The 25,136-nt window shown below is 59.8% G+C and carries 17 protein-coding genes, 1 tRNA gene and 2 rRNA genes; 1 reads left to right on the top strand and 19 read right to left on the bottom strand.

Going from position 1 to position 25,136, the window contains the following annotated elements; all coding sequences use genetic code 11:
- Positions 1–31: 31 nt before the first annotated feature.
- The 12 genes from RLQ26_00170 to RLQ26_00115 all read right to left on the bottom strand — a co-directional run bounded on the left by RLQ26_00170 (position 32) and on the right by RLQ26_00115 (position 17,845).
- Complete coding sequence (locus RLQ26_00170; GenBank protein ID MEQ9087139.1) at positions 32–2,881, bottom strand: SNF2-related protein; 2,850 nt, start codon at positions 2,879–2,881, stop codon at positions 32–34.
- 3 nt (positions 2,882–2,884) lie between these two features.
- The gene (locus RLQ26_00165) at positions 2,885–3,070 is read right to left on the bottom strand and encodes a helix-turn-helix domain-containing protein (GenBank protein ID MEQ9087138.1); all 186 of its coding nucleotides are present in this window, start codon (positions 3,068–3,070) and stop codon (positions 2,885–2,887) included.
- A 196-nt stretch (positions 3,071–3,266) separates the two neighbouring features.
- Positions 3,267–4,451: a ParB/RepB/Spo0J family partition protein gene (locus RLQ26_00160; protein ID MEQ9087137.1), complete on the bottom strand. Its 1,185-nt coding sequence runs from the start codon at positions 4,449–4,451 to the stop codon at positions 3,267–3,269.
- A 411-nt stretch (positions 4,452–4,862) separates the two neighbouring features.
- Positions 4,863–6,272: a DUF2779 domain-containing protein gene (locus tag RLQ26_00155; GenBank protein ID MEQ9087136.1), complete on the bottom strand. Its 1,410-nt coding sequence runs from the start codon at positions 6,270–6,272 to the stop codon at positions 4,863–4,865.
- 66 nt (positions 6,273–6,338) lie between these two features.
- Positions 6,339–7,286: a phospholipase D family protein gene (locus RLQ26_00150; protein MEQ9087135.1), complete on the bottom strand. Its 948-nt coding sequence runs from the start codon at positions 7,284–7,286 to the stop codon at positions 6,339–6,341.
- Between the two features lies 1 nt (position 7,287).
- The gene (locus RLQ26_00145; protein ID MEQ9087134.1) at positions 7,288–9,123 is read right to left on the bottom strand and encodes an ATP-binding protein; all 1,836 of its coding nucleotides are present in this window, start codon (positions 9,121–9,123) and stop codon (positions 7,288–7,290) included.
- Positions 9,101–10,759 (bottom strand): DEAD/DEAH box helicase, encoded by a 1,659-nt coding sequence (locus RLQ26_00140; protein MEQ9087133.1) that lies wholly within the window; start codon positions 10,757–10,759, stop codon positions 9,101–9,103. Before RLQ26_00140 ends, RLQ26_00145 begins: the two co-directional genes overlap by 23 nt.
- A gap of 84 nt (positions 10,760–10,843) precedes the next feature.
- Entirely contained in the window at positions 10,844–12,106 is a 1,263-nt protein-coding gene (locus RLQ26_00135) for a DNA sulfur modification protein DndB (GenBank protein ID MEQ9087132.1), read from the bottom strand.
- The gene (locus tag RLQ26_00130; GenBank protein ID MEQ9087131.1) at positions 12,106–12,627 is read right to left on the bottom strand and encodes a hypothetical protein; all 522 of its coding nucleotides are present in this window, start codon (positions 12,625–12,627) and stop codon (positions 12,106–12,108) included. The genes RLQ26_00135 and RLQ26_00130 overlap by 1 nt, the downstream gene beginning before the upstream one ends.
- Positions 12,628–12,648: 21 nt before the next feature.
- Positions 12,649–13,473 carry a phosphoadenosine phosphosulfate reductase family protein gene (locus tag RLQ26_00125; GenBank protein ID MEQ9087130.1) on the bottom strand — a complete coding sequence of 275 codons (825 nt, stop codon included), beginning with the start codon at positions 13,471–13,473 and terminating at the stop codon, positions 12,649–12,651.
- Between the two features lie 11 nt (positions 13,474–13,484).
- Positions 13,485–16,883, bottom strand: a complete 3,399-nt coding sequence (locus RLQ26_00120) for an ATP-binding protein (GenBank protein MEQ9087129.1) — start codon at positions 16,881–16,883, stop codon at positions 13,485–13,487.
- Positions 16,883–17,845 (bottom strand): DUF4007 family protein, encoded by a 963-nt coding sequence (locus tag RLQ26_00115; GenBank protein ID MEQ9087128.1) that lies wholly within the window; start codon positions 17,843–17,845, stop codon positions 16,883–16,885. The genes RLQ26_00120 and RLQ26_00115 overlap by 1 nt, the downstream gene beginning before the upstream one ends.
- Positions 17,846–17,998: 153 nt before the next feature.
- Between RLQ26_00115 and RLQ26_00110 the strand changes: the two genes are divergently transcribed.
- The gene (locus RLQ26_00110) at positions 17,999–19,186 is read left to right on the top strand and encodes a cysteine desulfurase family protein (GenBank protein MEQ9087127.1); all 1,188 of its coding nucleotides are present in this window, start codon (positions 17,999–18,001) and stop codon (positions 19,184–19,186) included.
- Between the two features lie 47 nt (positions 19,187–19,233).
- On the opposite strand, the gene RLQ26_00105 is transcribed toward RLQ26_00110, so the two are convergent.
- The 7 genes from RLQ26_00105 to RLQ26_00075 all read right to left on the bottom strand — a co-directional run.
- A complete protein-coding gene (locus RLQ26_00105; GenBank protein MEQ9087126.1) occupies positions 19,234–19,908 on the bottom strand; it encodes a hypothetical protein in 675 nt (224 codons plus the stop codon).
- 14 nt (positions 19,909–19,922) lie between these two features.
- Positions 19,923–20,267, bottom strand: coding sequence for a DUF2958 domain-containing protein (locus RLQ26_00100; GenBank protein ID MEQ9087125.1), 345 nt, complete (start codon positions 20,265–20,267; stop codon positions 19,923–19,925).
- Between the two features lie 558 nt (positions 20,268–20,825).
- The gene (locus RLQ26_00095; protein MEQ9087124.1) at positions 20,826–22,022 is read right to left on the bottom strand and encodes a site-specific integrase; all 1,197 of its coding nucleotides are present in this window, start codon (positions 22,020–22,022) and stop codon (positions 20,826–20,828) included.
- Positions 22,023–22,158: 136 nt separating this feature from the next.
- Positions 22,159–23,430, bottom strand: coding sequence for a site-specific integrase (locus RLQ26_00090; protein ID MEQ9087123.1), 1,272 nt, complete (start codon positions 23,428–23,430; stop codon positions 22,159–22,161).
- 150 nt (positions 23,431–23,580) lie between these two features.
- Positions 23,581–23,657, bottom strand: a tRNA-Met gene (locus RLQ26_00085).
- Between the two features lie 170 nt (positions 23,658–23,827).
- Positions 23,828–23,943: ribosomal RNA gene (rrf, locus tag RLQ26_00080) — 5S ribosomal RNA — on the bottom strand.
- A gap of 204 nt (positions 23,944–24,147) precedes the next feature.
- Positions 24,148–25,136, bottom strand: a 23S ribosomal RNA gene (locus RLQ26_00075); the annotation flags it as partial.

Genomic DNA, 25,136 nt, shown 5'->3' with positions numbered 1-25,136 from the left:
GTAACTCGGTTCTCCTGCCTAATTTCCGTCCCTACGCGACCGTCCAACGGATCGTGAAGAGCTCCTGTTTGCTTGTATGCTGCTGAATGCGAGCCTCCAGGTCGGTGATCATCCCGTCCCGCTGCTCGATAATTTCGTCCTCGACCTCGAAGATGCGCTGCCTCAGCCGTCGCTTGGACTTCTCCAGTTCCTGTATCTGCGTCTGGATACGGTGCTGCTGTTCCGGCGTCTCGACGGCGCGTGCTTCACGCTTCAATTCGAGTATCCGGGCCTTGGCATCGGACAGCTCCTTCTCGGCAGCGAATACCTTGTCCTCGGCCCACTTCTCCAGTTTCTGGCTTTCCTCCGCGAACCACTGCGCATTCTGTCGCTTCAGCTCTTCGATCAGCTCCTGTTCGCGTTTCGCCAGAACCGGGTCCAGTCGAGCACGCTCGTTTCCAATGTCGCCTGCCTCTGTCCGGCATGGCATCTCGAACAGGCGGCGAGCGACCTCCGGCTCGATGTCGCGACCGTCATCGGCCTTAGCCGCAAACAGAATATGGTCCTGCTCATCGAAGCCCGTGAAGCTCAAGCACTCGGCAACCATGACACCGGATTGACCGACCAACGGCTCGACACTCACAGCCTTTGCGGGCCAACCCGAATAGTCGAAAACCAGCGTCTTGCCGTTGAGCGACCGGTCTCGGGCTTTGGAAACAACGTGCTGAGCCAGCGGATGTCCTAACCGATAGCGGTGTTCGCTCAAGCCTTGTTTCGCGATCCCGTATCCGCCGGACGGTACATCCACGCCATCGGGCACACGCTTCAACGTGAACGTCAGATACTCATCGTCAAACTTGGCGTGCTGGCGAAGCTCATGCTGGGTCACGGCCCACAGCATGCGTTCGTATCGCCCGATATACTCCTTGCTCTTGTCGAGATTGATTTTCAGACGGTCATGGACTTCCGCATCGAAGTTTTCGAGCAGCTTGCGACGGGTGTCTTCCATCGTCGCGTCGATATTCTCGTCCATCTCGGTACGGAGCAATTCGAACTCGGTCTCGATTTCCTCCGTCGATCGACAATTCTGGTATATCGAGACAATGCGCTTCTCGAATTCGACGCCGGATTCGATAGCACCCAAAATCTCGTCCGAAGCCCCGAACACGCCTGAGAAGAGCTGGAACTTCTCAGCGAGAAGCTCGTAAACGCGCTGATCGGCGGCATTGTTCTTATTGAGAAAATTGACGACCACCACATCGTAGCGCTGACCATAGCGGTGACAACGGCCGATACGCTGCTCAATGCGTTGCGGGTTCCAGGGCAGATCGTAATTTACGACGATGGAACAGAATTGAAGGTTGATACCTTCAGCCGCCGCCTCCGTCGCGATCATGATCGAGGCTTCTTCGCGGAAATAGTCGACGAGCGCCGCCCTAATATCCGCCGTGCGGGAACCCGAGACGCGATCCGTACCACGATGTCGTTCGAGCCAAGCCTCGTAGATCGCCTTCGATTGCGGGTCCGAATTCGAACCGTTGAAGAGGACGATCTTGCCCTCGTACCCGTTCTCCGACAGCTGACGAACCAGATACTCCTGGGTGCGGCGGGATTCAGTAAAGATAATGGCTTTCTCCGCGCCACCAAGCTCAGCCGTTTTTTCGAAGCCGGCCCGCAAGGCGCTGAGAAGGGCCTGTCCCTTCGCATTCTCGGATATGGAGACCGCAAGGTCGCGAAACGCGCGAAGGTCGACGATTTCAGCTTCAATCGCCGCGATGTCCTCTTCGTTCAGGAGCTGAGGGTCCTCCACCTCGTCGGACCATTCATCGGCGATTTCATCGAATTCCTCATAGTCTTCGGCCAGCTCCTGCTCCAGCTTCTCACGCAAATTCTTGTCGTCGCGCAGCTGCCGCTCAAGTTTGCGAGCCAGCGTATCGAGCGCGCCAGCGATAGCGAAGGTCGATGACGCCAACAGCTTACGCATGATCAGCGTCATGAGCGTGCGTTGACTAGACGGAAGTGCCTGCAAAGACGGCCTGCGCAAGTAATCCGAAACCATGTCGTAAAGCGATTGCTCGTCTTCCGTCGGCACGAATTCCTGCGTAACGGGGATACGATTGGTATAGCGGATATATTCAAGCACCTGACGCCGGAGCGTCCGGTGACAAACCGGCTGTAACCGGCTCTTGAGCTCGTCGAACTGCCCGTCGCCTGAAAGTCGCGCATACTGGGAGCGGAAGCTCTTTACATCGCCGAACGCGTAATCGTCGATCAGGCTGACGAGGCCGTATAGCTCCAGCAGCGAATTCTGCAACGGCGTCGCCGTGAGCAGCACCTTCGGCGCATTGACGAGAGCATTTTTGAGTGCCTTGCCGATTTTATTGTCCGGGCGGTAGACGTTGCGCAACCGGTGCGCTTCATCGATGACGACAAGGTCCCACGGTACGACCATGAGTTCGTCAGCATGGCGCGCGGCAAACTGGAACGAGCAGATAACGAGGCTTTTCTGTTCGAAAGGACGGCGAACGCCTTCTTTCACCATCTTGTTGTAGTTTTTCGCCTCCAGGATGATCGTCGGGAGAAAGAACTTTTCCTCAATCTCCTGAGACCACTGCTTTCGCAGGTTTGCCGGTGTGATAACCAGAATGCGGCGCTTCCGCTCAGTCCATTTCTGCGCGAGCACAAGCCCGGCTTCGATCGTTTTGCCGAGCCCAACCTCGTCAGCAAGAATGGCGCCCTTGGAAAGCGGAGACTTGAAGGCGAACAGGGCCGCCTCGACCTGATGCGGATTGAGATCGACCTGAGCATCCAGCAATGCGCCCGCCAGCTTCTCGGCATCCGCTACGGAATGCCGCCTGCTCAGCTCATGAGCAAACAGTTTGGCGTGGTACTCAGTGATCAAGGCCTAACCCTTCGTTGATTCTTTCGTCTTCCGTTCGATCCACTCGTCTATTTCGGAGCGCCGGAACCGCCAGGCGCCACCAACCTTGAAGCCGGGTATCTTCCGCTCTGCCGCCAACCGATAAGCGGTTTTCTCAGTCAGCTTCAGGTACTCCGCGACCTCTTTGATGGTCATAATGTCTGTCTGCATGACGTGTCCTGCGACGCATGTCCCTATGAGAAAATACGGGAAAAATCGGGAACCCGCAACGAAAGACCGCCGCAGGCCATTCTGCCTCTGATTGCACTGCGCTGACCTAGATCGGACCCCGGCCAGACCGCCGGTCCCGACTAATCGTCGTCCTTGGGCATCTTGAATTCCGGAGAGCGCTCGCCATCGGCGTCCTTCACCGTGTCGTCTGGCTCGGGAGCGCTATCTGCGGATTGAGGCTTGGATGGCTTTCGTGCACGTCGTTCATGTGCCCGAGCCGGTCGATGATCGCGACGATCTTCGCAACGCGCGGATTGCGCATCAGCACAGATTGCACGGCCAGGCTCTTTTGATACGCCATGTGGCGGCACAGCGGCCCGCTGTAGGAAGGTTTCGGCTTCGAGGGTGCTGCCGGCGTATCGGCCGTCGCCTGCGCGGTCTTACGGTCCAGTTCGTAGGACACCGCGTTCTCGCGGATATCCACGTCGCCATGCGGGGAGAGGTTGATGATCGTGACACCATCCTCGCCGTCTTCGGCATCCCGGTACTGCCAGTTCGGGATCGAATAGGCTTTGGTGATCTCAACCTTTCTGCCTTCAGCCACGAATTGCGCGGCCTTCTCGTTAACGGCCTGTTCCTGCAATTCAAGGAACTGGTCGATGTCATCGAAGAAGGTTTCGTCGTCCTTGCCGAACAGGTCCTGCGTATAGGTGCCGGTATAGCGTTCCAACGGGAACATCGCCTCGCTGACGGACGGCTTGCGGTCCAGCAGGTTGTGACGGATATCGTCGGTATCCGGCGCCCAGCCGCGCTCTATCGCGTACTCGATTTCTTCGAGTATGCCGCGCTGCCGGTCATGCGATCCAAGCGTCATGGTCTCGGCAACCGCCAGCGTGATGCGGTTATCGCGTAGCGCCTGCTTGACCTCGTCGCACAGACCCGCGATCGCCAGACGGCGCTTCACGGTATCGACCGACTTGCCGGTCTCGGCCGCGATGTCGTCGAGAGAGACACCGTTGCGCGCCAGTTCGGCGAAGGCTTCGGCCTCGTCTATCGGCGCCAGGTTCTCGCGCTGCACGTTCTCGACGGTGGCGATACGCAGCTTGTCGCGTTTGCTCAGCTTGCTGCGAATTTCGACGGGGACCTCGAAACTGTCGTCGATGTCGCCACGCTCGCACAGCAGCTTCAGGGCGCGAAAACGCCGCTCGCCGCTGATGACCTTGTAGGTCTTGCCGCGTGACGGCGCGACCACGAGGTTCTGCAGCAGTCCGTCTGTGCGGATGCTTGCCGCCAGCTCGTCCAGCGCATCGTCGGCGATGACGCTGCGCGGATTGTGCGCGGGCGGCCTCAGATCAGCCAGTTGGATGGATTGAATGCTCATTTTAGTGACTCCTTTTCAGTCTATGAGGCCGCGACCCTCGCGGCCTTTCACGGCAGACGAACCGGGGCCGGTGCAGGGACGGAGCCGTCAGGCTGTTTTTTGCTGCGCGAGGAAGCCCGTCAGGGCGGGGAAAAAACCGCTTGCGGCGACGGCCGCCGGCCCCAGGCTGCCGGTGATGAAAGGCCGGGTCGCGGGGCGCTGAATGGAAAAAGGAGCGCGATGAGCTTCGGGACAGCGGCGGTCGAGGCCGCCGCGCCGGATCACTGCAAACCGGACAAGGATACGGGGCGCGTCAGCAGCCCCGTGCGCGAGGGATCGACGCCGGATGGCCGAAACCCGCACCAGGCGGGGTTCGGTTCACGAGAGCCCGGCCCGGCGCAGCCGGGCGCGCCCTCTACGGCAGACCAGGGGCTATATCCCGGAGAGAAAACGGTAGATTTCCACCATCGCGAAGGTATCCCGATCGCAATAACTCAAGAGAGATTGGGCAACGCGCTCCGCCTCTTGAGGCTCGGCATTGAGCATACGCTCCCATGCCTCCATCGCCGATGACCCGTCCTGAACGTCGAGATCGCTGTAATCGAGATCGGGGCACAGAACGGGAAGCACCTTCTTGATAGACGTCGAACCATCGAACCTTGCATCGACGTAGTCCGCCTTAAACACGTCCTCTAGGTCCACCATCCGGTCATTCAGATCGTTCAGAAAGTCGGCCTTGTCGGGGAAGTTCCTTGCCATCTCCCGGTTGCACATCTTCTCGAACGACGCATGCCACGAGACGATGCTGCCCTCAGACCCGATATCAGCCTGCATCTGCTCGATGAGCCCAAGCGGCATCCGCGCTTCTCGGGCCAGATACTCCCGGTGCGCGAGGGTGCCGTCCTCTTCCAGAATGTGCAGCGAATACTGAACCGGAAAATGCTTGTGGGGACTGGCCCCGTCGACCAGCGGCACTGCGGACGCATAGGTTTCATAGTCGAAAAAATACAGCGGGAAGGTCAGTCTCGACAGAAACGCGCGGACACCCGCGGAGTTGATCTGCGGCTCGCCACTCTTCGCGGCCTGCACCACCAGCCTTTGACTTTCCGACAACGGATAATCGTCCGCGACGGCATCCAGCGCCAACACGCCCTTCGTCAGGAAGTCGCTCCGCTTCTTTGCGCTCAGTCTCGGCAGACTGTAGATCGACGGCGTGGGAACACCGGGGTTGAAGAGCGTGAAGGTATCGCAGTGATTGCCTCGGGATAACTCGACGCAGGAACAGCCGTTCCTGTCGATTTCATTCGCGAGGAACGCAAGCGCTTCGTCGATCTCCGCGACGGTTTCAGCGGAAATGCCATCCACCTGATCGGTCACGTCGGCAAACACCAGCAATTCTTCGGGGGCGACATCACCGGCACGGACATATTCCCCGTTCAGGTGCAAGAGATACACCCGGTCGATGCGCTGTCCGGCACGCTCTGCGCAGACCTTTTGAAAACAGGCATCCTTGACGTGGTTGTGCTGGTTATCGGTTTTCACGCTGGTCGAAGATTTGATCTCGAAGAGCACGGTCTCGCCGTTGCCCGTCACCTCGACGGCATCGGCCCGCGCGAACAGGCCGTCCTCCGTCTCGAACACCCGCTGAAAAGTGACCGCACGATCTCCGGCGTCCTCAAAGAACTGCCGGACATATCGCTCGACCTCGTAGCCTTCGCGCACAAGCTTTTGCATGAAGGCGGAAAACTCACCGTGGGGGTAGTTCTCCGGGGCCCGCTTGAGCAACCAGAGCGACTTCGGGCAATTCAAATACTGAATAAAGTCAGTCTTCGTGAATTGCATGTTGCCCGCCTGCGTCAATGTTAAATGAAGCGTCCCTACAATATCGGCGATCGCGTAAACGACCGATCATCGTCGAGGCAGCTCTCTGCCCTTCACAAGAACCTCCTGGCCGGTTTCAAGCCGGTAGGTGTCGGGGAAGAAATGCACCAGCCAGAGTTTGACCACGCGCCAGATCTGCGCGTGGTCCTCTTCCGCAACGGTGCCGCCGAGACTATCGGCCAGGAACTCGTACGCCTTCGTGTCCGTCAGACCGGCCGCCGCCAGCTTGTCTATCTCGGCGAGCAACGGCATCTGTTTCAGTATACCCGCCACATAGGCGGTGAAGAGATCCTGCGTCAGCCCCTGCGGCGGGGACAACGCCGCCAGATCCGCCTGGGCCGCCTCGAACGCGCTGCTCACCATCGTATCGGCGCCGCGCCCGCGATAGACCTGCCAGAGGCGGTCCGGCGTCGGGCATTGCGGCACCCACAATGTCTGCTCAGCCTCTATCGCAGCATCGTCTTCAACCTCCGGAAGACGGCGCGGGGTTTCGTCCTGTTTCAGGGCGTCGGCCTGCCGGCGAATGCGGTCGCGCAACTCTTCGGTGGCTTGCACGGCGGAGCCCAGCAGCCCGTATTCCCATTCGGCCAGCCCCTCGAACTCGGCCGGAAGGGCGACAAGCAACTCGACATTGGACGGCGTGTGCCAGCCGAGTCCCCGCGCCGTGAGATTGGCGGAACCGACGAGACAGTCCCTGCCGTTCGAATAGTATTTCGCATGCAGGTGCGGATGGACCAGAAGGCGTCCGCCGCGCGCGCCGGCGATGTCGTCGAGGATTTCGAGATCACAGACGCCGGAGGCGATGTCTTCGGGAAGCCAGCGCGTGACGCAGATGCATTCCGACACCGTCTCGGGGACGGCATCGAGCAACCGGCGCAGGGTCGGGGATTTGATGTACGGCGCTGCTATGACCACCCGGTCGGTGGCGGCCGTGACAAGTTCGAGAATACCGTCGCCGGGAAGGACAACCGCCATATCATTCGTCGTCCTCTTCCGTGAGGAAGAAGCGCGCCATCTTTCCCCATTCCTGCCGCATCTCGAACAGCCGGTTCTTCTGCCGCACTTCCTCCATCTCATAGCGCGCCCAGGCTGCGAACAGCAGCTCCAGCGTATCGGCGGCCGTGTGTATCCGCTCCATCAACTCGGCGTCGGTCTCGTCGCCGATATCGGGCCGCAGCGATTCTATGAGCTGGTCGTAAAAGGGATGGTTGCTGTTGAAGACGACTTCAGTCAGCCCGCCCTGTTTGTGTTCGACATTGAAGAAGGCATAGCCTTCCATCGCCTTTTCAAGGAACAGGACCTTCCGTTTGCGCGTAAAAGTCGCTTCGGCGATTTCGCGGGCAACGTCCTGACGGTAGTGTTTGTCCTCCATCAGGTCTTTCTCAAGATCGTCGCGATCCTTCTCCGTGAACTCTTCGCGGTCGGACTCAGTCTCGTGTCCCTGTTCGGCGCGCTCGCGGAATTTTGTCGTGGCCAGGTCGGACACGTCAGGCTCGTCATGCCTGTCTTCTTTCGTCCGGCGTCCGACATTCTGTTTCTTGAGGCGCTTGCGCACCTCCTGAATCTGATCGCGTATGTGATCGACGATCGGCAGCAGAATCGCACGCGGATCGCCTTCGCCCTGTATGCGTTCCTGGAACTCCGACCGCGATTCTCCCGGATTGGCTTCCGCCTTCCAGTCGAACTGGGCCATATGCGAGAAGATCGTGGCGCTTTGTTTGGTGTTCGTAACGCCGAACACCTCGTCGAGTGTGGAAGGGAACTCAACCTCGACGCCCCACCAGCGTTCGGTCGGGTCGTAGCTGTTGGTCCATGCGGGGTCGAGGTCCAGTTCGCGGCCCTCGCGGACAATGGACAGGCCGATATTCTTGGCGGCGTGTTTGCCGTAGGGCTTCGAGCCGCGGTCGCTCCTGTCTTCCGGCACGGTTTCTTCCCGCGCCCAGCTCATGCGGACCACGACGTCATGTGTTGCGCCGTCATACTCGATTGAGAACACCTCGTCGGCGTCGCCCCAGGGCTGAAACATCGGCTCGATGTTGAACGGGGCGGGGGTCGATGAATTTCGCATCAGGTAGAGCGGGTCGTTGACGCGCACCGGTTCGTCGAAGGTCGGATCATCCTCGTCTTCGAGCAGTGCCAGGAGCCGGATCGACAGATGCCCGCTGTCGATGAACTTCCTGTACATGCGCCCGACAAGCGATTCCGTATGGCGTAGTGTCGCCAGCGCGCCGCGCCAGCTCAGCCGATGATCGTCAAAGTTTCTCCAGAGTACGAGCGTGCCGGTCGTTTCAACATTGTCGGAACGGGCGCGCCATTCCTCGGGCAACGGCTTGTGCTCGGGGGCCGGAACGGCGAACAGGCGCCGCCCCTCGATTTCATCGACATCGAGATAGGAATACATGGCGTTGTCCGGACCGTTCTGCCACGTCCAGACTTCCACGCGACGGCACTGCGATATCGAGGAATTCGGCAGGCCCATGCCGAAGCGGCCGATCCCTTTTCTGTCCGTCAGGTGCGTGCCGTTCCCGAACTGGAGGGCGAGACGCAGCGTCTCGGGCGTCATGCCGTCGCCGTTGTCGAGAATACCGATTGCCTGAATCCTGCGGCTGGCGCGTTCGTTGACCTGCCGATAGCCCTCAAGACAGATCACCTCGACATTGCTTGCGTTCGCCTGGACGGAATTGTCGATCAGTTCGGCGAGCGCGTATGCGGTGTTCTTGTAGCCGCTGTCGCGCATGGCCTTCACGGCCAGTTCAGGCGGAATGATTTCTCCGTCGAGCCTTTGCGACTCAGCAGCTTCTGTCAGGCTCATCCCAAACGTCCTCCCAGTTCTTGAATGCGTCGGCAACGCTGCCAAAGCCCGGCAAGTGCGGATCGACAACCGTTACAATCTCGGCCTCGTCGTTTCCACCGGCACGTGTACCGCGCGTCGCCCTGCCGACCATCTGGCTGTAAAGAACAAGCGACCGTGTCGGGCGCGCGATGACCGCCGCGCTTGTCGCGGGCGCATCGAATCCGGTGGTTAAGACACCATAGTTCACAACCACCATAGCGCGATTATCTTTACTTTTAAAACGCCTTATTATTCTTTCCCTTTCCGCCGTATTGCTTTGTCCCGTCACGACGAATGCTTCATGTCCCCGTATGGACAAGATCGCCGTAAGCATGCGCGCATTCTCCACGGAAGGCGCAAAAACGATGACGCGGCGGTGCCGCGTCATCAGGTCTTCGACAGCGGACAGGATTTTCAGGTTGCGCTGCGTGTCCGTACCCAGACGTTCCAGAATCTGCTCCGGCACGTCGATCGCGGACGAGAGCGCATTTACATCGTTCTCGCTCAGTTTGAGGCCCGCATCGGAATTGAGTGTGCGGAAGATAGGCCGCGCAAGGTACTTCTGGTCGATCAGGAACGAGACCGGGTCGTCGTAACCCTCGACTTCGAGCGTGACCTTGCGGCCGTCGAAATAATCCGAAAGCTTGCGGTCCTCGCCGATATCCGACCAGCTTCGTCCCGGCGTCGCCGTCAGTCCGAGCAAGGCGTTGTGCGGTCGCTTGCTGTAGAGGGCCGTGAGGATCGCCGCGTAGGTCGGCGCAATCGCCTGGTGCGCCTCGTCGATGATCGTCAACGAGACGCGGTCCGCCAGACGCAGCAGGGTTGCGGGATCGCGGTTGTCGAGCGCGGACATCTTGGCGAGGCCGGAGACGATCACGCCGTCCTGTATGTCGAGAACATCCGGTCTTCTGTGCCCCCAGAAACGCACGAGTCCGGTTTCCCGGTTGCCGAGGAAGCGCCATGCGTTTTCGAACTCGTCGGCGGCCTGGTCGAGAAGTTCCGCATTCTGGGCCAGCCAGCAAACGACGGTGGGCTCGCTCCGGCGCAGATGCTCCGCGACGATGTGCATTGCCGTGCGGGTTTTGCCGGCACCGGTGGGCATATGAAGAATGACCTTGTGCGGCGCGTTACCCAGAGCGTGAACGACACGCTCGGCGGCGGCGCGCTGGTGATCGAACAGCGCGTAACCGGCAGCCGCCTTCATGGCGTCCGGCGATGAGTCCGCCGGCGCGCGAACGTCCCGGACCACGCCGAAGAACGAGTACAACACAGTCAGCGCCGCGGGGTCGGCGGCGGCTGTGCAGAGATCGTCATAAAGCGTGCGGCCGTCTTTCGCACCGAGATGCCCGCCAAGCTCGCGCGCCTTGGGTAAGGGCAGCATGCGGATGATGCGGTTGCGCATTTCCGGGTCACGCAATGCTTCGGATGGCTCGATGAGGCTGGCCGCCAGCTCACCGAGACGGGTGCCGGAATCCAGCTCGGGATCGAGCCCCCGAAGCGTATCCACGATCGACGGACCGATCACCTCCCGCAATGCCGATGTCTTGGCGTTGCGCAGAAGTGCTTGCAGCGCCATGCCCGGAGCGGTTGAGGATGTATCCGTGGTTTCCGTCATGGCTCACTCAAATACGGGCGCCGCCGCCGCACTCTCGAATGCCTGGCTTTCGGCATTTCGTAGTCGGGTGCTTATGCGACCGTGTCATACGATCTTCTCCGGCAATTCGGCGGTTTCATCCCCGGTTTCCCGTTGATACCGCTCCAACAGCGTCGCTTCCGAGTAGTTCTTGGCGTTCTTGCCGACCATGTACAAAAGAACTTCGCGTATCGTAACCTTGTGTCCGTTCAGCATTGTCTTCTTATTCGGCTCCCACATGAGCCATTGATACGGTTCTTCGTTCAAATCGTGCGGCAGTTCCGATGCGAGTTTCACGGCCTTGCCAAGGCTCATTTCTTTCGTCAGACGGGCGACCACACGCGTTATGATTTCCAGCCCGATCGGCCTGAACAGGACGTGCCCGCCGTGGTTTCCTCGGTATTTTTTGACCACCGGTTCGGTGTTTTTCGCACCGAAAAACTCACTCAGTGCCTTGAAGTTCTTTCCAAGCTCCACGAAGTAGCTCTCGGCCATCTTGAAATATTTTTCGAGAACCTTGTCGTCGGGACGCACCCTCTGCAAATCCGCCTTCTGCTCTCGCAAATCCGAATGCGCGTTTGTAAACAGGATCGTCAGCACGTCGTAGAGGTTGGCGATTGTCGTTAAGCTCGTCGTATTGGCGGTCGGCATGTTGTTGCTGGCGACAAAAGCGATCCTGTTGCCCCCGAAAAGTTCCGTTTGCTCAATGAGTCGCCTCACGCAAATGGCCATCACATCGTCCTCGTCGAGGGCGATGATTTCCCCTTTGGAGACAGGCCGTGCCGTCTTGTTCAGGGTCGTGAACAACCGGCGTGTGCGCTCCAACCCTTTCTTGGTGTCCTTGTGCCCCACGAATATGACGGAGAGTTCATCATATGGGTCGTCGTCCAGACTCTCTTTCACTGCCTTTTTGATGCCCGCCAGACGATGCTGACCATCGAGCGCAAATAGCTTCTCCTGCCCCGTGAGCGTCAGGAATCCGACGGAGGAAACCGTGTCTTCGGTCAGGTTCGTCAGCTCATCCGGGGCGGCCTTGCTGCGAACGTCCGACAGGGCGTGCCAGTTCGGCTGGCCGCCGTATGTCGCGATGACGAGGGAATTGAAGAAGCGCTCGGGCTGTCTCTTGAGATAGTCCGCGATCTGTGCGGCACGGCCTCTCTTGAGGTGTCTTTGGATCATGTCCGAAAGCGCTTCGTTCTCGTGGATTTCCTCCGCGTAGTTGACGCGGGAACTCAATTCCCCCACGTCCATAAGGCATGAATAGAAAACCCAATCTCCCATGACGCCACGGAGGGCCGGCAGTACAATTTGCTTTTGCTTTTTCGCCATTACCGGAATGCCCTCCGTTTTTGCTTTGTATCGGCTTCAAGGTCTCCTTCGGAGAATGGCGGCATCAGCGCCGTATTGAGCTGCTGCTCAAGTGCTTTCAGGTCATCTGAAGAGGTGTTTTCGTCGATGGGAGCGAAGTAGAACCGCAATACTTGGTGCCAGGTTCCGATCATCCGCGCGATGCGCGCGCGTTTCTTGACCTTCCTGGCGTTGAGATAATCCTTATACCGCTCCCTCAGGGGGCGTTCGGAATCGCGTCCCGCGATTCCGATGTAGAGAATGTACCCGTGAGGCGGAAGCACATCGTTGTTCCTGCAAATCGCGAAGGCGTAGATGCCTCGCTTGTCAGCGGGAACCTTTTCCAACTCTTCCTCGCCGTAGCTGATGGAGTCCCACGCAAGGGCTTCAATTGCGTGCTCATTCGCCATCATCTTCTCTGGCGACAAAGTGACGGGCACCGTGTACTTGGCGATTTCCTCGGTTGCCTCGTTCGCAAAATCTATCAAGGAGTCCAGGTCCAACCGTCCGTGCCCCCGCCTTCTTTATTTGTGACATGCCAGACAGACTTTCGCCTTGCCATACAGGTCGTCGATATCCAGTGGCTCGCTGTCCGGTCGGAGCGGGTTCGGCTGAACCTTCGACTTCATGCGCGCAAGTCGCTGTTCGTGATCTTCCCTGATCTGCGCGACCCGCTCAGGCTGTTCCAGCTCTTCGAGAGATTCGCCCTGGCTCCAGGTGAACGGGGAACCGTGTTCGACCGCGTCCTTCTCATACGCCTTGGCTTCTTCGAATGCTTCCGGGTGTTGCTCCTTCAGTCGCACCCATTCGATTTTTTGCTGGAAGAAACAGAAGGTGCAGCCGCTGCGAGTTCGCCACTCGTAGTATCTCGGCAAACCGAGCCCGGCCCCTTCCAGAACGTCGAGGACGCCGGCTTTGTCGATTCCGGCTTCCTTGAAAGGTAGCCGAACAATGAGCTTGTCATGCTTCGATGAATACCCTTCGCGGTATTCCTCGTCACTGCGGATGGCGACGTAGCTGTACACCGTCATGCCGTCGTCGAGCATCGGACGTAGCCAGCGCTCGAACGGACGAAGCTTGAGCTGCCGTGTGCACCAGCGTGTCTGGGGTGACGGCAGGAAATCATTGTACTGCTTGAGCCAGAAATCGAAATCGCGGTCGGGGTTCAGCCGCAATATCGGTTGCCCGAGGAATCCCTCCAGCCGCCCGAGATATTCATAGACCTCGGGCAACTCCTTGCCCGTGTCCGTGAAGAAATACTCGATCTCCAGTTCGGGATGATGCTGACGCATATAGACGGCTAGCGCCGCGCTGTCGCGGCCGCCGGAAAGGCCAAGGACGTGTTTCACGGCATCGGTCGTCAAGAGGCGGCTCTTCCTTTCCCGTTCTTCTCGGGCGTTGCGGGTTTTTCCATGTAGCGCGCACTCAGTTCAGCCAGCGCAGCCAGAATGATGCTGCGCCTGGATGTGTCGGATTCGTCGAGTGCCGCCTCGACACGGTCTATGAGTGCGTTCACGGCTGCGCGGTCCGAGTCCGCAACATCGAACTCTTCAAGCATCGGCGCGGGCCGTCCGTTCGTGCCGATGACGACGGCCATCGCATGACGCTTGTCGGGACGGCCCTTCACGCGTGCATATGTTTCCGCGCGAAGGAATTTTTGCGCCATATCGGCGATTTCGATCGCCGCTTGGTCAAGGTCCGGATCGACCCAGTCGCGCGGCGGCTTGTTCGCGGCCAGGCTGGCGATGCCCTCGAAACTCTCTTCCGAATCGTCGAACCGCGCCAGCCGGCCGACGAAGGCGTCGAGCCGGAAGTCGCCGGCGAGCTGTCTGATGTTTTCGGCGCGCTCACGCAGTTCAGCGAGAGACTGCGGCGATATGTTCGGCACCTGCAATTCGGCGAGCATCAGGTCGCGCATGCGATGCAACATCGAAGGATAAGCCTGTACCAGCTCTTCGAGCCCGTCGCGTACACTCTCGATGATCCGACGGAGATCGTCATCCGTATCCAGCGCCACGTCCTCTCCGAGGGTTCCCGGAATATCATCGAACAGGAACCGGTTCGGATCGTGGGCGCGTTTGAACAGGTCGCGAATCCGCACCGCGTTGGCCGACAGGCGCATTGTCCGTGTCGTCCAGTTCGGCAACTGCTCGTAAATCGACATTAACCCGCGACCAACGTCGATGGGTTCGAGATGGACAAGCTCGTTGGTTCGATCGAGATCACGAACGACTTCCGCCATATCCGACAAAAGACGCCGCGCAATATCCGTCAGGTCCATCCAGCGCAATTGGATGACGGTTGCGTCCTTGGCGAGATAATCGGCATCCACATCGTCGAACCGGACCCTGAAAATTCCCTCGCGGTAAACCGCAAGCTTGTCACGCTGGGACTGGATGAACGCGACGGCGAGAAGCGGCATCAGGCCGTCTTTGACGCCGAACGGCGGCTCACGCCACAGCTCGAAAAGCTCCGAAACGGTTACCGTCCGATCGGCATTCTTCTTTACGTGTTCGAAGGCGGCCTGCCACATCGGCGCGAGACGGCACGGATCGTCACCGGCCGCCGGCGCAACGAACCGGAACGTCTTACCCTGCCGGACGTACAGGTGGGTTTTTTCCAGGATGGAAGCGAACAGCCCACCTTCGGCCGGGTAACCGTCGATACCGAGCCGCGCCTCGCCTTCATTGACGACCATGCGGTGCAGAAGCTTGTTCTGCGCCATTATGGCGCTGCCGGACGGCTGCTGCCGGTTTAGCAGTTCATTATGGAGACGCGGGCTCTCGGGGAAGCGGCGATCCGCCAGTTCAGAGGCGATGCTGTTCAGATCGGCCTGTTGCAGCCGCTTCTTGTGGTGCTTTTTGCGGAACCACAGCGCGTTGTCGAAAGCCTTATGCAACTCGGTTTCCAAAAGCGCCTGCAACGCCGCAAGCCGGGCCGAAACCTCCCGTCGGGCAACCTGGTCTCCGGCCAGTTCGGGGTGATCGTTGCTGACGTTCTCCAGCGCGATCAGTTCCCGCGCCAGCGGGACGACGGCCCATGACTGTTTGGAAATGCCGACGACGATATCGCCCTTGTCCTTCTCACTGAGGGAGGCCGCTTCCCGGCACAGCTTTTCAGCCCGCCCCTCTTTTTCTCCCTCCGTCGGGATCGCAAGCAGAAACTGTCCGATTGCGCCGTTCTCCGGTTCGAAACCGGCGGCGAACTCGACGATGCCGCTGACCGGCACGATGTTCACGTCGAACCAGCGCATGGCGCCGGTTTCATGGTAGTGGCGCTTGGCGAGGATCGGCTGGAGACCGGCAAGCGATTTCAGGTGCTCGAAGTCGATCTCGTCGATTTCATCGAGCGCCGTGCGGACCGCCTGTTCGATATCGAAGTCGCTGCCGGCGAAAATGGCGCGAGCGTCGAGAAACTTCTTGAAGATCGTGAGCGACCAGCCATCGAGGTCGGAAAGCGCCTTCTCGATCGCCTTTTGCGCCGTGTCGGGAAAACAGGATCGCAACAACTCGGAATGCGGAACGAGGCCCGAGCGCTCCTTGAACAGGTCGATCACGGCGATGGTCTTGAGCAACCTGACATGCAGCGCATCGCCGCCAAGGGACTCGCAGCGTTCCAGCGCTTCGGCCGCCAGCGCCCACCGGTGTCCGTCAGGCGAAGCCAGTATGGACGGCTCCAGGTTGGCGCGCAGATAGTCCCACAGCCGGTCAGGACCGTAGAGCTCGCCGTCCTTCGCATGGTTCAGGAAATCCTGAAAACCGTGCAGTTCGGATGAATTGAGAAACCCGAAGATACTGCGCTGGTTCTGGCCGAAACGCCGCCGCGAAATCGGACCGAGCAATGCGGCGACGACCGGATGTAGCGGCCAGCAGTCCTCAAGCATCGAAGCCAGCCGCGAAGCATCCTCACGAGGCCGATCGCGCCGCGCGAATGCGGCGACCGAAGACGCAAGAGCGCCCGGTTTCTTCGCGGCGTGATCGCTCTCTATCGCACGGGAGATGAGGTCGATTTGTTCTTCACCCGCCGTATCGACGACAAGGTCGACGAACCGGCCCTGTATCTTCGCCCATTCGTCCCGCATGTCATGCGAGAGCCGGTGCGCGTATTCCTCAAATGCCTGGTGCAGCACGCCGACGATCAGGAGACGCCCGTTGCTTCGCGAAGCCGCTTCCGCGAGCTGCTGAAGGATGTAGATATCCGAGCCGTCCTGCGCGGCGGCTTCGAGAAACTTGCCCATTTCGTCGATGAAGAGGACAAGCCCGCCGTGAGTCTTCGGCTTGCATGCGGCCGCGTCGGCAAGCGTCTCTATCAGGTTGGTCTCGGTCCATCCGCCGCGCGGTACGCGCGGCACAAGCCCGGCTCTTTTGGCGGCTTCACCTATGACTGTGACGGGATCGGCACGCGTACCGACGACGGGAAGGATGCGCCATCCCTTTGTGCCTGTCGGCAAGGCTTTCCGAATGGTGTTCGTCAGGCTCTGCCCGAAAACCTTCGCCGCCTGTTTTTGCAATCCGGCATCGCCGCTCAGCAGAGCGGCGAGCGCAACGGCAAGGCTGGATTTGCCGCTGCCGTAGGGACCGGTCCAGGTGAATGCGCCCTGCCCGGTCTCGGACACGTGCCGCGCCATCGTGGCGAGAACTTCCGCCGAGGACTGAGGGCACACGAAGCCGTCGAGGGCATCGGCGTCCCCGAGGTCCGCGTCGATGCGAACCGATCTCAGGAAGCGGCGGGCGATACGAACGCGATCTTTCAGAAGCATCAGGCGGCCTCCTTCCCGGCGCGCGAAGCATAGTCACCAGGCAGCCAGGAAAGCGCCGTCTCTTCGCCGATCTCGATGTTGCGGACAACCTGCTTGAGCCCGGCGGTTTCCGACCACCGGAGCGCGCCGTCCGTTGCATCGTCGAGTACGGCGAGGCGGTCGGCCACGTCATTCTCGTCGAATTGAAACACGCGCCCCGGACTGCCCGGCGCGTGGGCAATGGCCTCGAAGGACAGAGTGGCGGCGTTGGGATGGAACCGAGACCAGAAATCAACAAGGGCGTAAGCGAATACGCCGTCGCCCAAGGTCGATTTCGGACCGCGCACGAAGCGAAAGCCGTCGTTCTTGCCGATGGCTTTGATGAGTCCCAACTCGGTCAGCGGCGACTCAAGTGCATCGTCATGCCCGGTCTTGCCGGACGGCTGCCGTGCGACATAGGTGCGGATGAAACAGGCCACGTCGTTCTTGAGCGTGGTTTGCGCGACGCGCGACCATCCGCGATCGCTCGCAAGGCGATCGAGTTTCCGGATCAGACCATCCCGCTCAAACGTAATGGCGGGGTAATGGCTGAACGCCCAGAACCATGTGGTTCGTTCAGGGTGTGCCGCAAACTGCCAGTGAAGGAGCCATAGCGTTGCGGGGTATTCCATCCACGGATCGAGTCCGCCCGGACCGAACAGCAACCGACCGAGTTCAGTGGTTTCTACCGTGTTGGTGGCGGGCTCCCGGATAATGCGCGCCGCTTTCGCCCAATAGCGGATAGAGCCGACCATGTTCTTGCCGACACCGAAACGCGCTATGGCATCGTCGTCCCAACACGCAGCGCGGTTGTCGTCGGTTTCGGACTCCGTCTCGGCGACGCGGTCGAACGCCTTTTTCAGCCACCCGTAGCGCAACGGGAAGGTTTCGTGTCCCGAAAACTGCGGGCTGTAGTCATTCTGAAAAAGCGGTCCGCGCGCCATGTCTCCCTCGGGCTGCTGGATGATGCGTCCAGCTCGACTTTAGCCCGAATGACGTGCTATGGTCAACGAATGCTGGAGGCGGGCTCCAGAAGCGGGCGGATGCCGGAAAGCGGCGATCCGCAAGGCTTTTATCCTCTATGTTATTGAGGACAAATGAAAATCGGAAACACGATATATCTCGACCATCAGGCCACAACCCCCGTCGACTCGCGTGTTTTCGCCGAAATGACGCCCTATTTCAGCGAATCTTTCGGCAATCCGCATTCATCGGATCATGTCCTCGGATGGGAAACATCGCGCGCAGTCGAAGATGCCGCCGCGCGAGTCGCGCGGCTGATCGGCGCGGATGCCGATGAAATCATCTTCACCTCGGGGGCAACCGAAGCCAACAATCTCGCCCTGCTGGGGCTCGCGCGCCGGGCAGCCGGCGGCAAGCGCAATCGCGTGCTAGTCAGCGCCGCCGAGCATAAATGCGTGTTGGCGGCGGCGCGGGCGCTTGAGGAACAGCTCGGCTTGCAAGTCGAGCATCTGCCCGTCGACGCGGAGGGTTTCGTCGACGCGTGTACGTTTAAAAACGTGCTGGACGACGATGTTCTTCTTGTCTCGATCATGGCGGCAAATAATGAAATCGGCACGATACAGGATATCGAAGAACTCTCACGAATCGCAAAAAGTTATGGCGCCGTATTTCACTGCGATGCGGCGCAAGCGCCGGTCGCGACTGATTTGAGTAATTTTTCCGAATACGTGGATATGCTCAGCCTTTCGGCGCACAAGATGTACGGACCGAAGGGAATCGGAGCCGTTTACATTGCGCGCGAATTGCATGACCGCATCGAGCCACTGATATACGGCGGCGGCCAGCAGAACGGCTTGCGTTCCGGCACGACGCCCGTCTCGCTTTGCGTCGGCATGGGCGCGGCAGCCGACATGTTTACCGACGCGACTGCCGAAGTCCGGCGCAAGGAACTACGCCACAAGAGGGACAGGCTTGTTAAGGGGCTGAAGCGACTCGCTTGGCCGATCACGGTGAACGGGCCGGAAGGCCCGGCACGCCATCCCGGAAACGCGAATATCGCGTTCTCGGGTTTCGCCGCTCATGACGTTCTGGCTGCCTTGCAGCCATATGTAGCGGCCTCGACGGGCTCGGCCTGCACGTCGGGCATACCGGAACCGTCGCATGTCCTAAAAGCAATTGGTCTGAACAGCGATGCGGCGGAATCCTCGATCCGCTTCAGTCCCGGTTTCGGTACAAGCGATGACGACATTGATGAAGCGGTGAACCGGATCAAAGAAGTCTTGGGGAAGCTATCCAAGGCCGAGCTAGCACAATCGGCCTGAGCCTGCGCCGCAGCGCTCAATTCGGTCAGCCGTCGAAGAACTCCCATTCAGAGGCAACACCGCCGCGCCTCTGCAAGGCATTCTTCCTCGAAGTCGCCGAAATACCCCCAGCAGGAGTCGACGTGATCGCCGTCGCGCTCGATCGCGTAGCCATAGACGTTTCCCCGCAGGTAATCGTCGTAAACGCCGACTTCGGCGCGCAGGGCGCCTTCGACGGTCTGGCGAAGCTTGGCCGACACGCGCCGAACGCCGTATTCACGACGCACGTCTTCAAGACTGACATGGATGAAGCCGACCTGGCCGGAATCCCACGGGCAATGGAACCCCGTGGTGTTCATGGTGATGCCGCTGTGGTCGTAGAGGTAGAGCGGCAGGATGACGGCCTTGGCGGATATGGCGTCGAATAGCCGGGCGCAGCCGTCGGCCGCCCATCTGTGCTCGAACCACGATTCCGAAATCCCGTACAGGTCATCCCAGGACTCACCGGTTTCGCGGTAGAGTCGATGCGCCTTGTAGTCGTCGCGCCAGAGGTCGTTCACGAGTCCGGCGAGATACAGGGGAACGGAGTCACAGGGCTGCTCGTCGCCGAGGATATAGCGACGATGCCAGCAGGTCATCGTGCCGAGATTGTCCCAGTCACGCGGACTTTCAGGACTTTCGTCGGCGTAGATGCTGATGAGACAGCCGTTTTGCTTCTCGGTATGAAGGGGAGCGTATGTCATGGTCAGGCCCTCCCTCATGCCTTGATGTACTGAGCGAGACGGGCCTGATCGGCATAGTCCGACAGGGGCTTGTCGGGTCGGAAAGACAGGTCGCGTTCGACCGGCAGGCCGAACTTGCCGCGGATGGCCTTGATCTCGGAGATGCGCACGCTGCCCAGTTCGGGGCAGCCCATGCCGAGGTCGCAGAGACCGAAGGCGAGGTCCGGGTCGTCGGGGTCCAGCTCGGTCAGGAGCCAGGTCGCATTCGCGTCCGGCGTGAAGAGCTTGACGACAGGTTCGGGATCGAAGTCGGGATCTTCCTGAGACCGGATGCCGTTCTGCTGCATCCGCTCGTATTGCGTTTTGGTGATGAGTTTCATCGTTACGTCCTCCGTGTTCGGTTTAAGCGCGATTGCGGGGACGCAACTGGCCGCCGGTGAGACGGCTGGCGGCAAGGCGGCGCACAGCGACTGGCGCGGGCAGCCTGCAAGAGCAGGCAACACGGGAGCGACCGTGCGCCCTCGCCCTGGCCTTGCCGCGAGCCGGCCGGCGGCCACGGTCCCGCCAACAAGAGCGCGCCGAACACGAGAGGCGGATGAAACGACGAAACGCGTGAAGGGATGTGAGGATCAGGTCGTATGAAGACGGACGATCGACAGGCGATCGGAGACTCGGTTACGAAAGCGCCCCGCGCCGTTGATCCCACGGGGCGGCGCGGACGGCCGCTGAAGGTGCCTTCGCTGCCTGGCTGAAGATCGGCGCACCGCAATGGTCCGGGTTCGGACGCTATGAACTGCGGTGGCCTTCTGCCCGCCCAGCTCCTTAGATGTCCACGGGACAGGAGCTACCGGCTCGTGAAGCTTCCTTCCGAGCCTGACGGGACTGGAAAACGATAAAGAAGGTCGAGCGGAATCCCTGCGGGATGCTTCGGGACGTGATTATATCTCCGGCCGTATGCCGGATTCGTCTTCGTGCGGAAGAATCTGCGGGGCGCTGCGATGTTCGGACCGCAGGTCGTCGAGCAAGGCCCCGACCAGGTCCTGTAGATGCGCAGCGTAGTGCTGTTCTATGGTTTCGACGGATGTGCGGCAGTTCAGCGCCAACTCGTCGAAACCCGCGCCTTCCAGAAGGCGGAAACAGATATAGCTTTGCCTCAGGCTATAAGGTGTCCGGGCTTTGCCCGCCCGGTCATGTTTGAGATTGTTCCGGGCAAGGATGTCGTTGAACTGCTTTCTGATAGTGGCAGGGAACAAACGGTCGGCAGGTTGCGGCGTATTTCGGGCAACCATGCGCTCGAACGCGCACACCGCAGCCGGCGTGCTTAGGCAGATGTCGTCACTATCGCCTATCACGATTTCGAGGATGCTTTCGCCGGCGTCGTCGTCCCGGATGATCTCCACATCATCGTAGGAAATCGCTTCCGCTTCGGACGGCTTCAAGCCGGTATTGACCATGAACACGACGTAGTCATGCAGATGATCGGCGTTCCGGCGGGTCGCGTCACACAGTCGCCGGTACTCCCACGGCGTGAACACGGGCCGCGGTTCGGTTGCGCCTTTCTGCTCGTACGGGTCCGAAAGATCGGGGACCCTGTCGATCCAGCCATGCCGCTGCGCGGTTTCGAGAACCATGCGCAGCGTCTCGATCTCGTCCTCGATCGCCTTCCGACCGGGTGGCTTCCATCCTTTTACGCCTCCGCGGCCAACCGGAGCGCCCGCGCTTTGCGCCTCGCGTTCCGGTTCCGTCAGTCGGTGAGCGCGATATTGCTGTACTGCGCCGGAGTCGATCTCGGACAGGCATGTGGTGTCGAAATACGGAACCAGATGCAGTAACAGGCGATCTTTGTCTGCCTCCACTGCGTCGGGGCTTTGGTAATTTTGCGCGCTCGCCTCGTATTCGGTCACGAATGCCTGCGCGGCCTGAACGAACATCCGCCCACCGTGCTCGGCGCCAAGAAGCCGGGCGGTTAAATCCGCGTACCATTCAAGGGCGAAAAGTTTCGCGCGCGCGAGATTCGTCTCCTTGGAGGATTTGCGATGATACTTGCCTTTGATGTAGCTCGCGCATTGCCAGTACGCGCTTTCGCCGCGCGTGTAGACTTTGAGTCTCTTGTCAATAAGAGTATGGCTTTGCATCAATCTCTCCGTTTTATTTTGTTATCGAGAGTAGTCTTGTCCTGCCACGGGGCAGGTAAAATCAGGCAGTTTCTCGGCCGGCCGAAATATGGACCGGCGAACAGGCGGCATCCCTGCGGGATGCGCCGGGAGCGAACTACGCTTCGGGCCGGTTTTCGGCCTCTTCCTGTTTGGTCTGCTCCTGAAGCTGCCGCTTTTCCTTGCGGACGTTGATGAGCGACGTGTCAATCATGTCCTTCAGGTGCGCCGCATAGTGCTTCTCGATCATCTCGACCGAGGTGCGGCAGTTTTTGGCGATCTGGTAGATGTCCGCGCCTTCCAGCAGGCGGAAACAGATGTAGCTGTGCCGCAGGCTGTAGGCGGTGCGGGCCTTGCCGTTGCGGTCGAATTTCAGCTTGTTCTCGGTCATGATGCCGTTGAACATTTTCTTGAATTCGTTCGGAAAGAGCCGGTGGGTTGGCTCGGGCGGCCCGATCTCGACGTCCTCAACAGCGGGATCGAGCGCGCTGCCATCGACCGGCCGTTCCCGGTCACGCAGCCGCTCGAAGGGACGCACAGCGCCCGGCATGCTTTTGCAATAGCCGACGCCGCGCTTGCCGCGCACCTCGATTTCGAGGATGCGCTTGCCGCTCCACTCGTCGGTGACGATCTCCACGTCACGGAATTCGAGAAGTTTGGCCTCGTCCGGGCGCAGCCCGGTGTTGGCCATGAACAGCACGTAATCGTGCAGTTGCTCCGCGTGCCACTTGTAGCGTGGGCTTTTCGGTTCCGCGGCGTTCTTGCGCGTCGCAGTATAGAGCTGCTTGTATTCGTTCGGCGTGAACCACGGACGGTGCTCGACCTTGCTGCTGCGCCGGTAGGGGTCGGACAGGTCGGGTAGGCTCTCAAGCCAGCCGTGGCGCTGTGCTGTCTTGAGCACCATGCTCAGCGTGACGACTTCATTGTGGATGGTGTTGCGGGCGGGCGGCTTCCATGCCCGGCCCTGTTCGTCATCGTCCCAGTCGGCGGGCTTCGTCATCCGGTGAACGCGATATTCCTGGACCGTGCCGGACGTAATCGACGCGACGGCTTTCTTACCGAAATACGGCATCAGGTGCAGGCGGATGCGATCCTTATGGCCTTGTACCCATTTGGGGCTGCGGTGACCACGTGTCGTTGCCTCGTACTCGGTCTCGAACACCTTCGCCACGTCGGCGAAGGTCTTTCCGGTCTCCAGTTCGCCGTAGTGGTCCTTGGCGCAGAGTTCCATATACCAGTCAGTGGCAACGTCCTTGGCCTTGCCGAGACTCTTTTCCTTGGTGCTTTTGCGCCATTCATTGCCTTTGAAGAAGGTATAGGCATGCCAGTTGCCGCCGTCGACACGGCGGTGGAGAATCACTTTGTCTCCGAGAATTCGGTGTCGTTCCATGCGGTTTCCCCCGTTCTTCTAAAAACGTGCGATTTTGCGCGGTTGTTGTGCGGTTCATTTTTAGGATATCACGGGGCGATTCAGGGAACAAATCGGGAATGAGGCAAAAGAAAAACCCCTTGAAAATCAAGGGGTTGTTTCTCTTAGTGTTGGTTGCGGGGGCAGGATTTGAACCTGCGACCTTCAGGTTATGAGCCTGACGAGCTACCGGGCTGCTCCACCCCGCGTCATGGGTGCTTGTCTCATCTGGCCGGTGTGAGGAGGGGCCGTTGGCGGCCCCACCGGCTGTCGGCTGCTGTACGAAATTGTGCAGAGGGTTGCCTGGATCCGATCAGGAAGGTCGGTCTGGCGCGAAGGTTTGCGCGTTTCCGGAGATGGCGGCCCGCGGACTTGGAAGGCCTGGCAGCGACCTACTCTCCCACGCCTTAAGACGCAGTACCATCGGCGCTGAGGGTTTTCACGGCCGAGTTCGGAATGGGATCGGGTGTTGAACCCCTCGCAATAACCACCAGGCCATCGAAGCCCGCGCAGCCATCCGGAGATTTTTCCTGGAACTACCTGTCAGTTCCTGATTCTTGTGCCTGCTTCTTTGACGGGAGAGCCCTGTTTCAGGGCAATGCGTTCGCGTGCGCGCGCAGCAGGGATTTTCTGCTGTACGTAACGTCCTCTTCCCGGCGGGGCCGAAACCCCGGTCGAGATCGGGCGAGGGAGGTTGAACAAATCAAGCCGATCGAGTGATTAGGACCAGTTAGCTTCACGCGTTGCCGCGCTTCCACACCTGGCCTATCAACGTGGTGGTCTTCCACGACTCTTCAGGGAGAACTCGTTTTGAGGAAGGTTTCCCGCTTAGATGCTTTCAGCGGTTATCCTGCCCGTACTTAGCTACCCGGCGGTGCGGCTGGCGCCACAACCGGTACACCAGAGGTACGTCCACCCCGGTCCTCTCGTACTAGGGGCAGCTCCTCTCAATTCTCCAACACCCACGGCAGATAGGGACCGAACTGTCTCACGACGTTCTAAACCCAGCTCACGTACCACTTTAATTGGCGAACAGCCAAACCCTTGGGACCTGCTCCAGCCCCAGGATGTGATGAGCCGACATCGAGGTGCCAAACCTCCCCGTCGATATGGACTCTTGGGGGAGATCAGCCTGTTATCCCCGGCGTACCTTTTATCCGTTGAGCGATGGCCCTTCCACGTGGAACCACCGGATCACTATGACCGACTTTCGTCTCTGCTCGACATGTACGTCTCGCAGTCAGGCAGGCTTATGCCATTGCACTCAACAGCTGATTTCCGACCAGCTTGAGCCTACCATCGCGCGCCTCCGTTACTCTTTGGGAGGCGACCGCCCCAGTCAAACTACCCACCATGCAGGGTCCCGGATCCGGATAACGGACCGCGGTTAGACATCAGTAAAAGTAAGGGTGGTATTTCAAGGACGGCTCCATCCGAGCTGGCGCCCGGACTTCAAAGCCTACCACCTATCCTACACATGCCGTCACTAATGCCACTGCAAAGCTATAGTAAAGGTGCACGGGGTCTTTCCGTCTAACCGCAGGAACCCCGCATCTTCACGGGGAATTCAATTTCACTGAGTCGATGCTGGAGACAGCGGGGAAGTCGTTACGCCATTCGTGCAGGTCGGAACTTACCCGACAAGGAATTTCGCTACCTTAGGACCGTTATAGTTACGGCCGCCGTTT

This window comes from Alphaproteobacteria bacterium (assembly GCA_040220875.1).
Taxonomy (GTDB): Bacteria; Pseudomonadota; Alphaproteobacteria; order JAVJVX01; family JAVJVX01; genus JAVJVX01.
The sequence above is the reverse complement of the archived record's forward strand: the minus strand, read 5'-3'. Positions and strand labels throughout refer to the sequence as shown.

Excerpts from the sequence above, each read along its gene's own strand:
- RLQ26_00150 (MEQ9087135.1), bottom strand. The coding sequence starts at position 7,286 with ATGGCGGTTGTCCTTCCCGGCGACGGTATTCTCGAACTTGTCACGGCC.
- RLQ26_00160 (MEQ9087137.1), bottom strand. The coding sequence starts at position 4,451 with ATGAGCATTCAATCCATCCAACTGGCTGATCTGAGGCCGCCCGCGCAC.
- RLQ26_00090 (MEQ9087123.1), bottom strand. The coding sequence starts at position 23,430 with ATGGAACGACACCGAATTCTCGGAGACAAAGTGATTCTCCACCGCCGT.
- RLQ26_00110 (MEQ9087127.1), top strand. The coding sequence starts at position 17,999 with ATGAAAATCGGAAACACGATATATCTCGACCATCAGGCCACAACCCCC.
- RLQ26_00100 (MEQ9087125.1), bottom strand. The coding sequence starts at position 20,267 with ATGAAACTCATCACCAAAACGCAATACGAGCGGATGCAGCAGAACGGC.
- RLQ26_00165 (MEQ9087138.1), bottom strand. The coding sequence starts at position 3,070 with ATGCAGACAGACATTATGACCATCAAAGAGGTCGCGGAGTACCTGAAG.
- RLQ26_00155 (MEQ9087136.1), bottom strand. The coding sequence starts at position 6,272 with ATGCAATTCACGAAGACTGACTTTATTCAGTATTTGAATTGCCCGAAG.
- RLQ26_00115 (MEQ9087128.1), bottom strand. The coding sequence starts at position 17,845 with ATGGCGCGCGGACCGCTTTTTCAGAATGACTACAGCCCGCAGTTTTCG.
- RLQ26_00135 (MEQ9087132.1), bottom strand. The coding sequence starts at position 12,106 with ATGGCGAAAAAGCAAAAGCAAATTGTACTGCCGGCCCTCCGTGGCGTC.
- RLQ26_00145 (MEQ9087134.1), bottom strand. The coding sequence starts at position 9,123 with ATGAGCCTGACAGAAGCTGCTGAGTCGCAAAGGCTCGACGGAGAAATC.
- RLQ26_00140 (MEQ9087133.1), bottom strand. The coding sequence starts at position 10,759 with ATGACGGAAACCACGGATACATCCTCAACCGCTCCGGGCATGGCGCTG.
- RLQ26_00120 (MEQ9087129.1), bottom strand. The coding sequence starts at position 16,883 with ATGCTTCTGAAAGATCGCGTTCGTATCGCCCGCCGCTTCCTGAGATCG.
- RLQ26_00095 (MEQ9087124.1), bottom strand. The coding sequence starts at position 22,022 with ATGCAAAGCCATACTCTTATTGACAAGAGACTCAAAGTCTACACGCGC.
- RLQ26_00105 (MEQ9087126.1), bottom strand. The coding sequence starts at position 19,908 with ATGACATACGCTCCCCTTCATACCGAGAAGCAAAACGGCTGTCTCATC.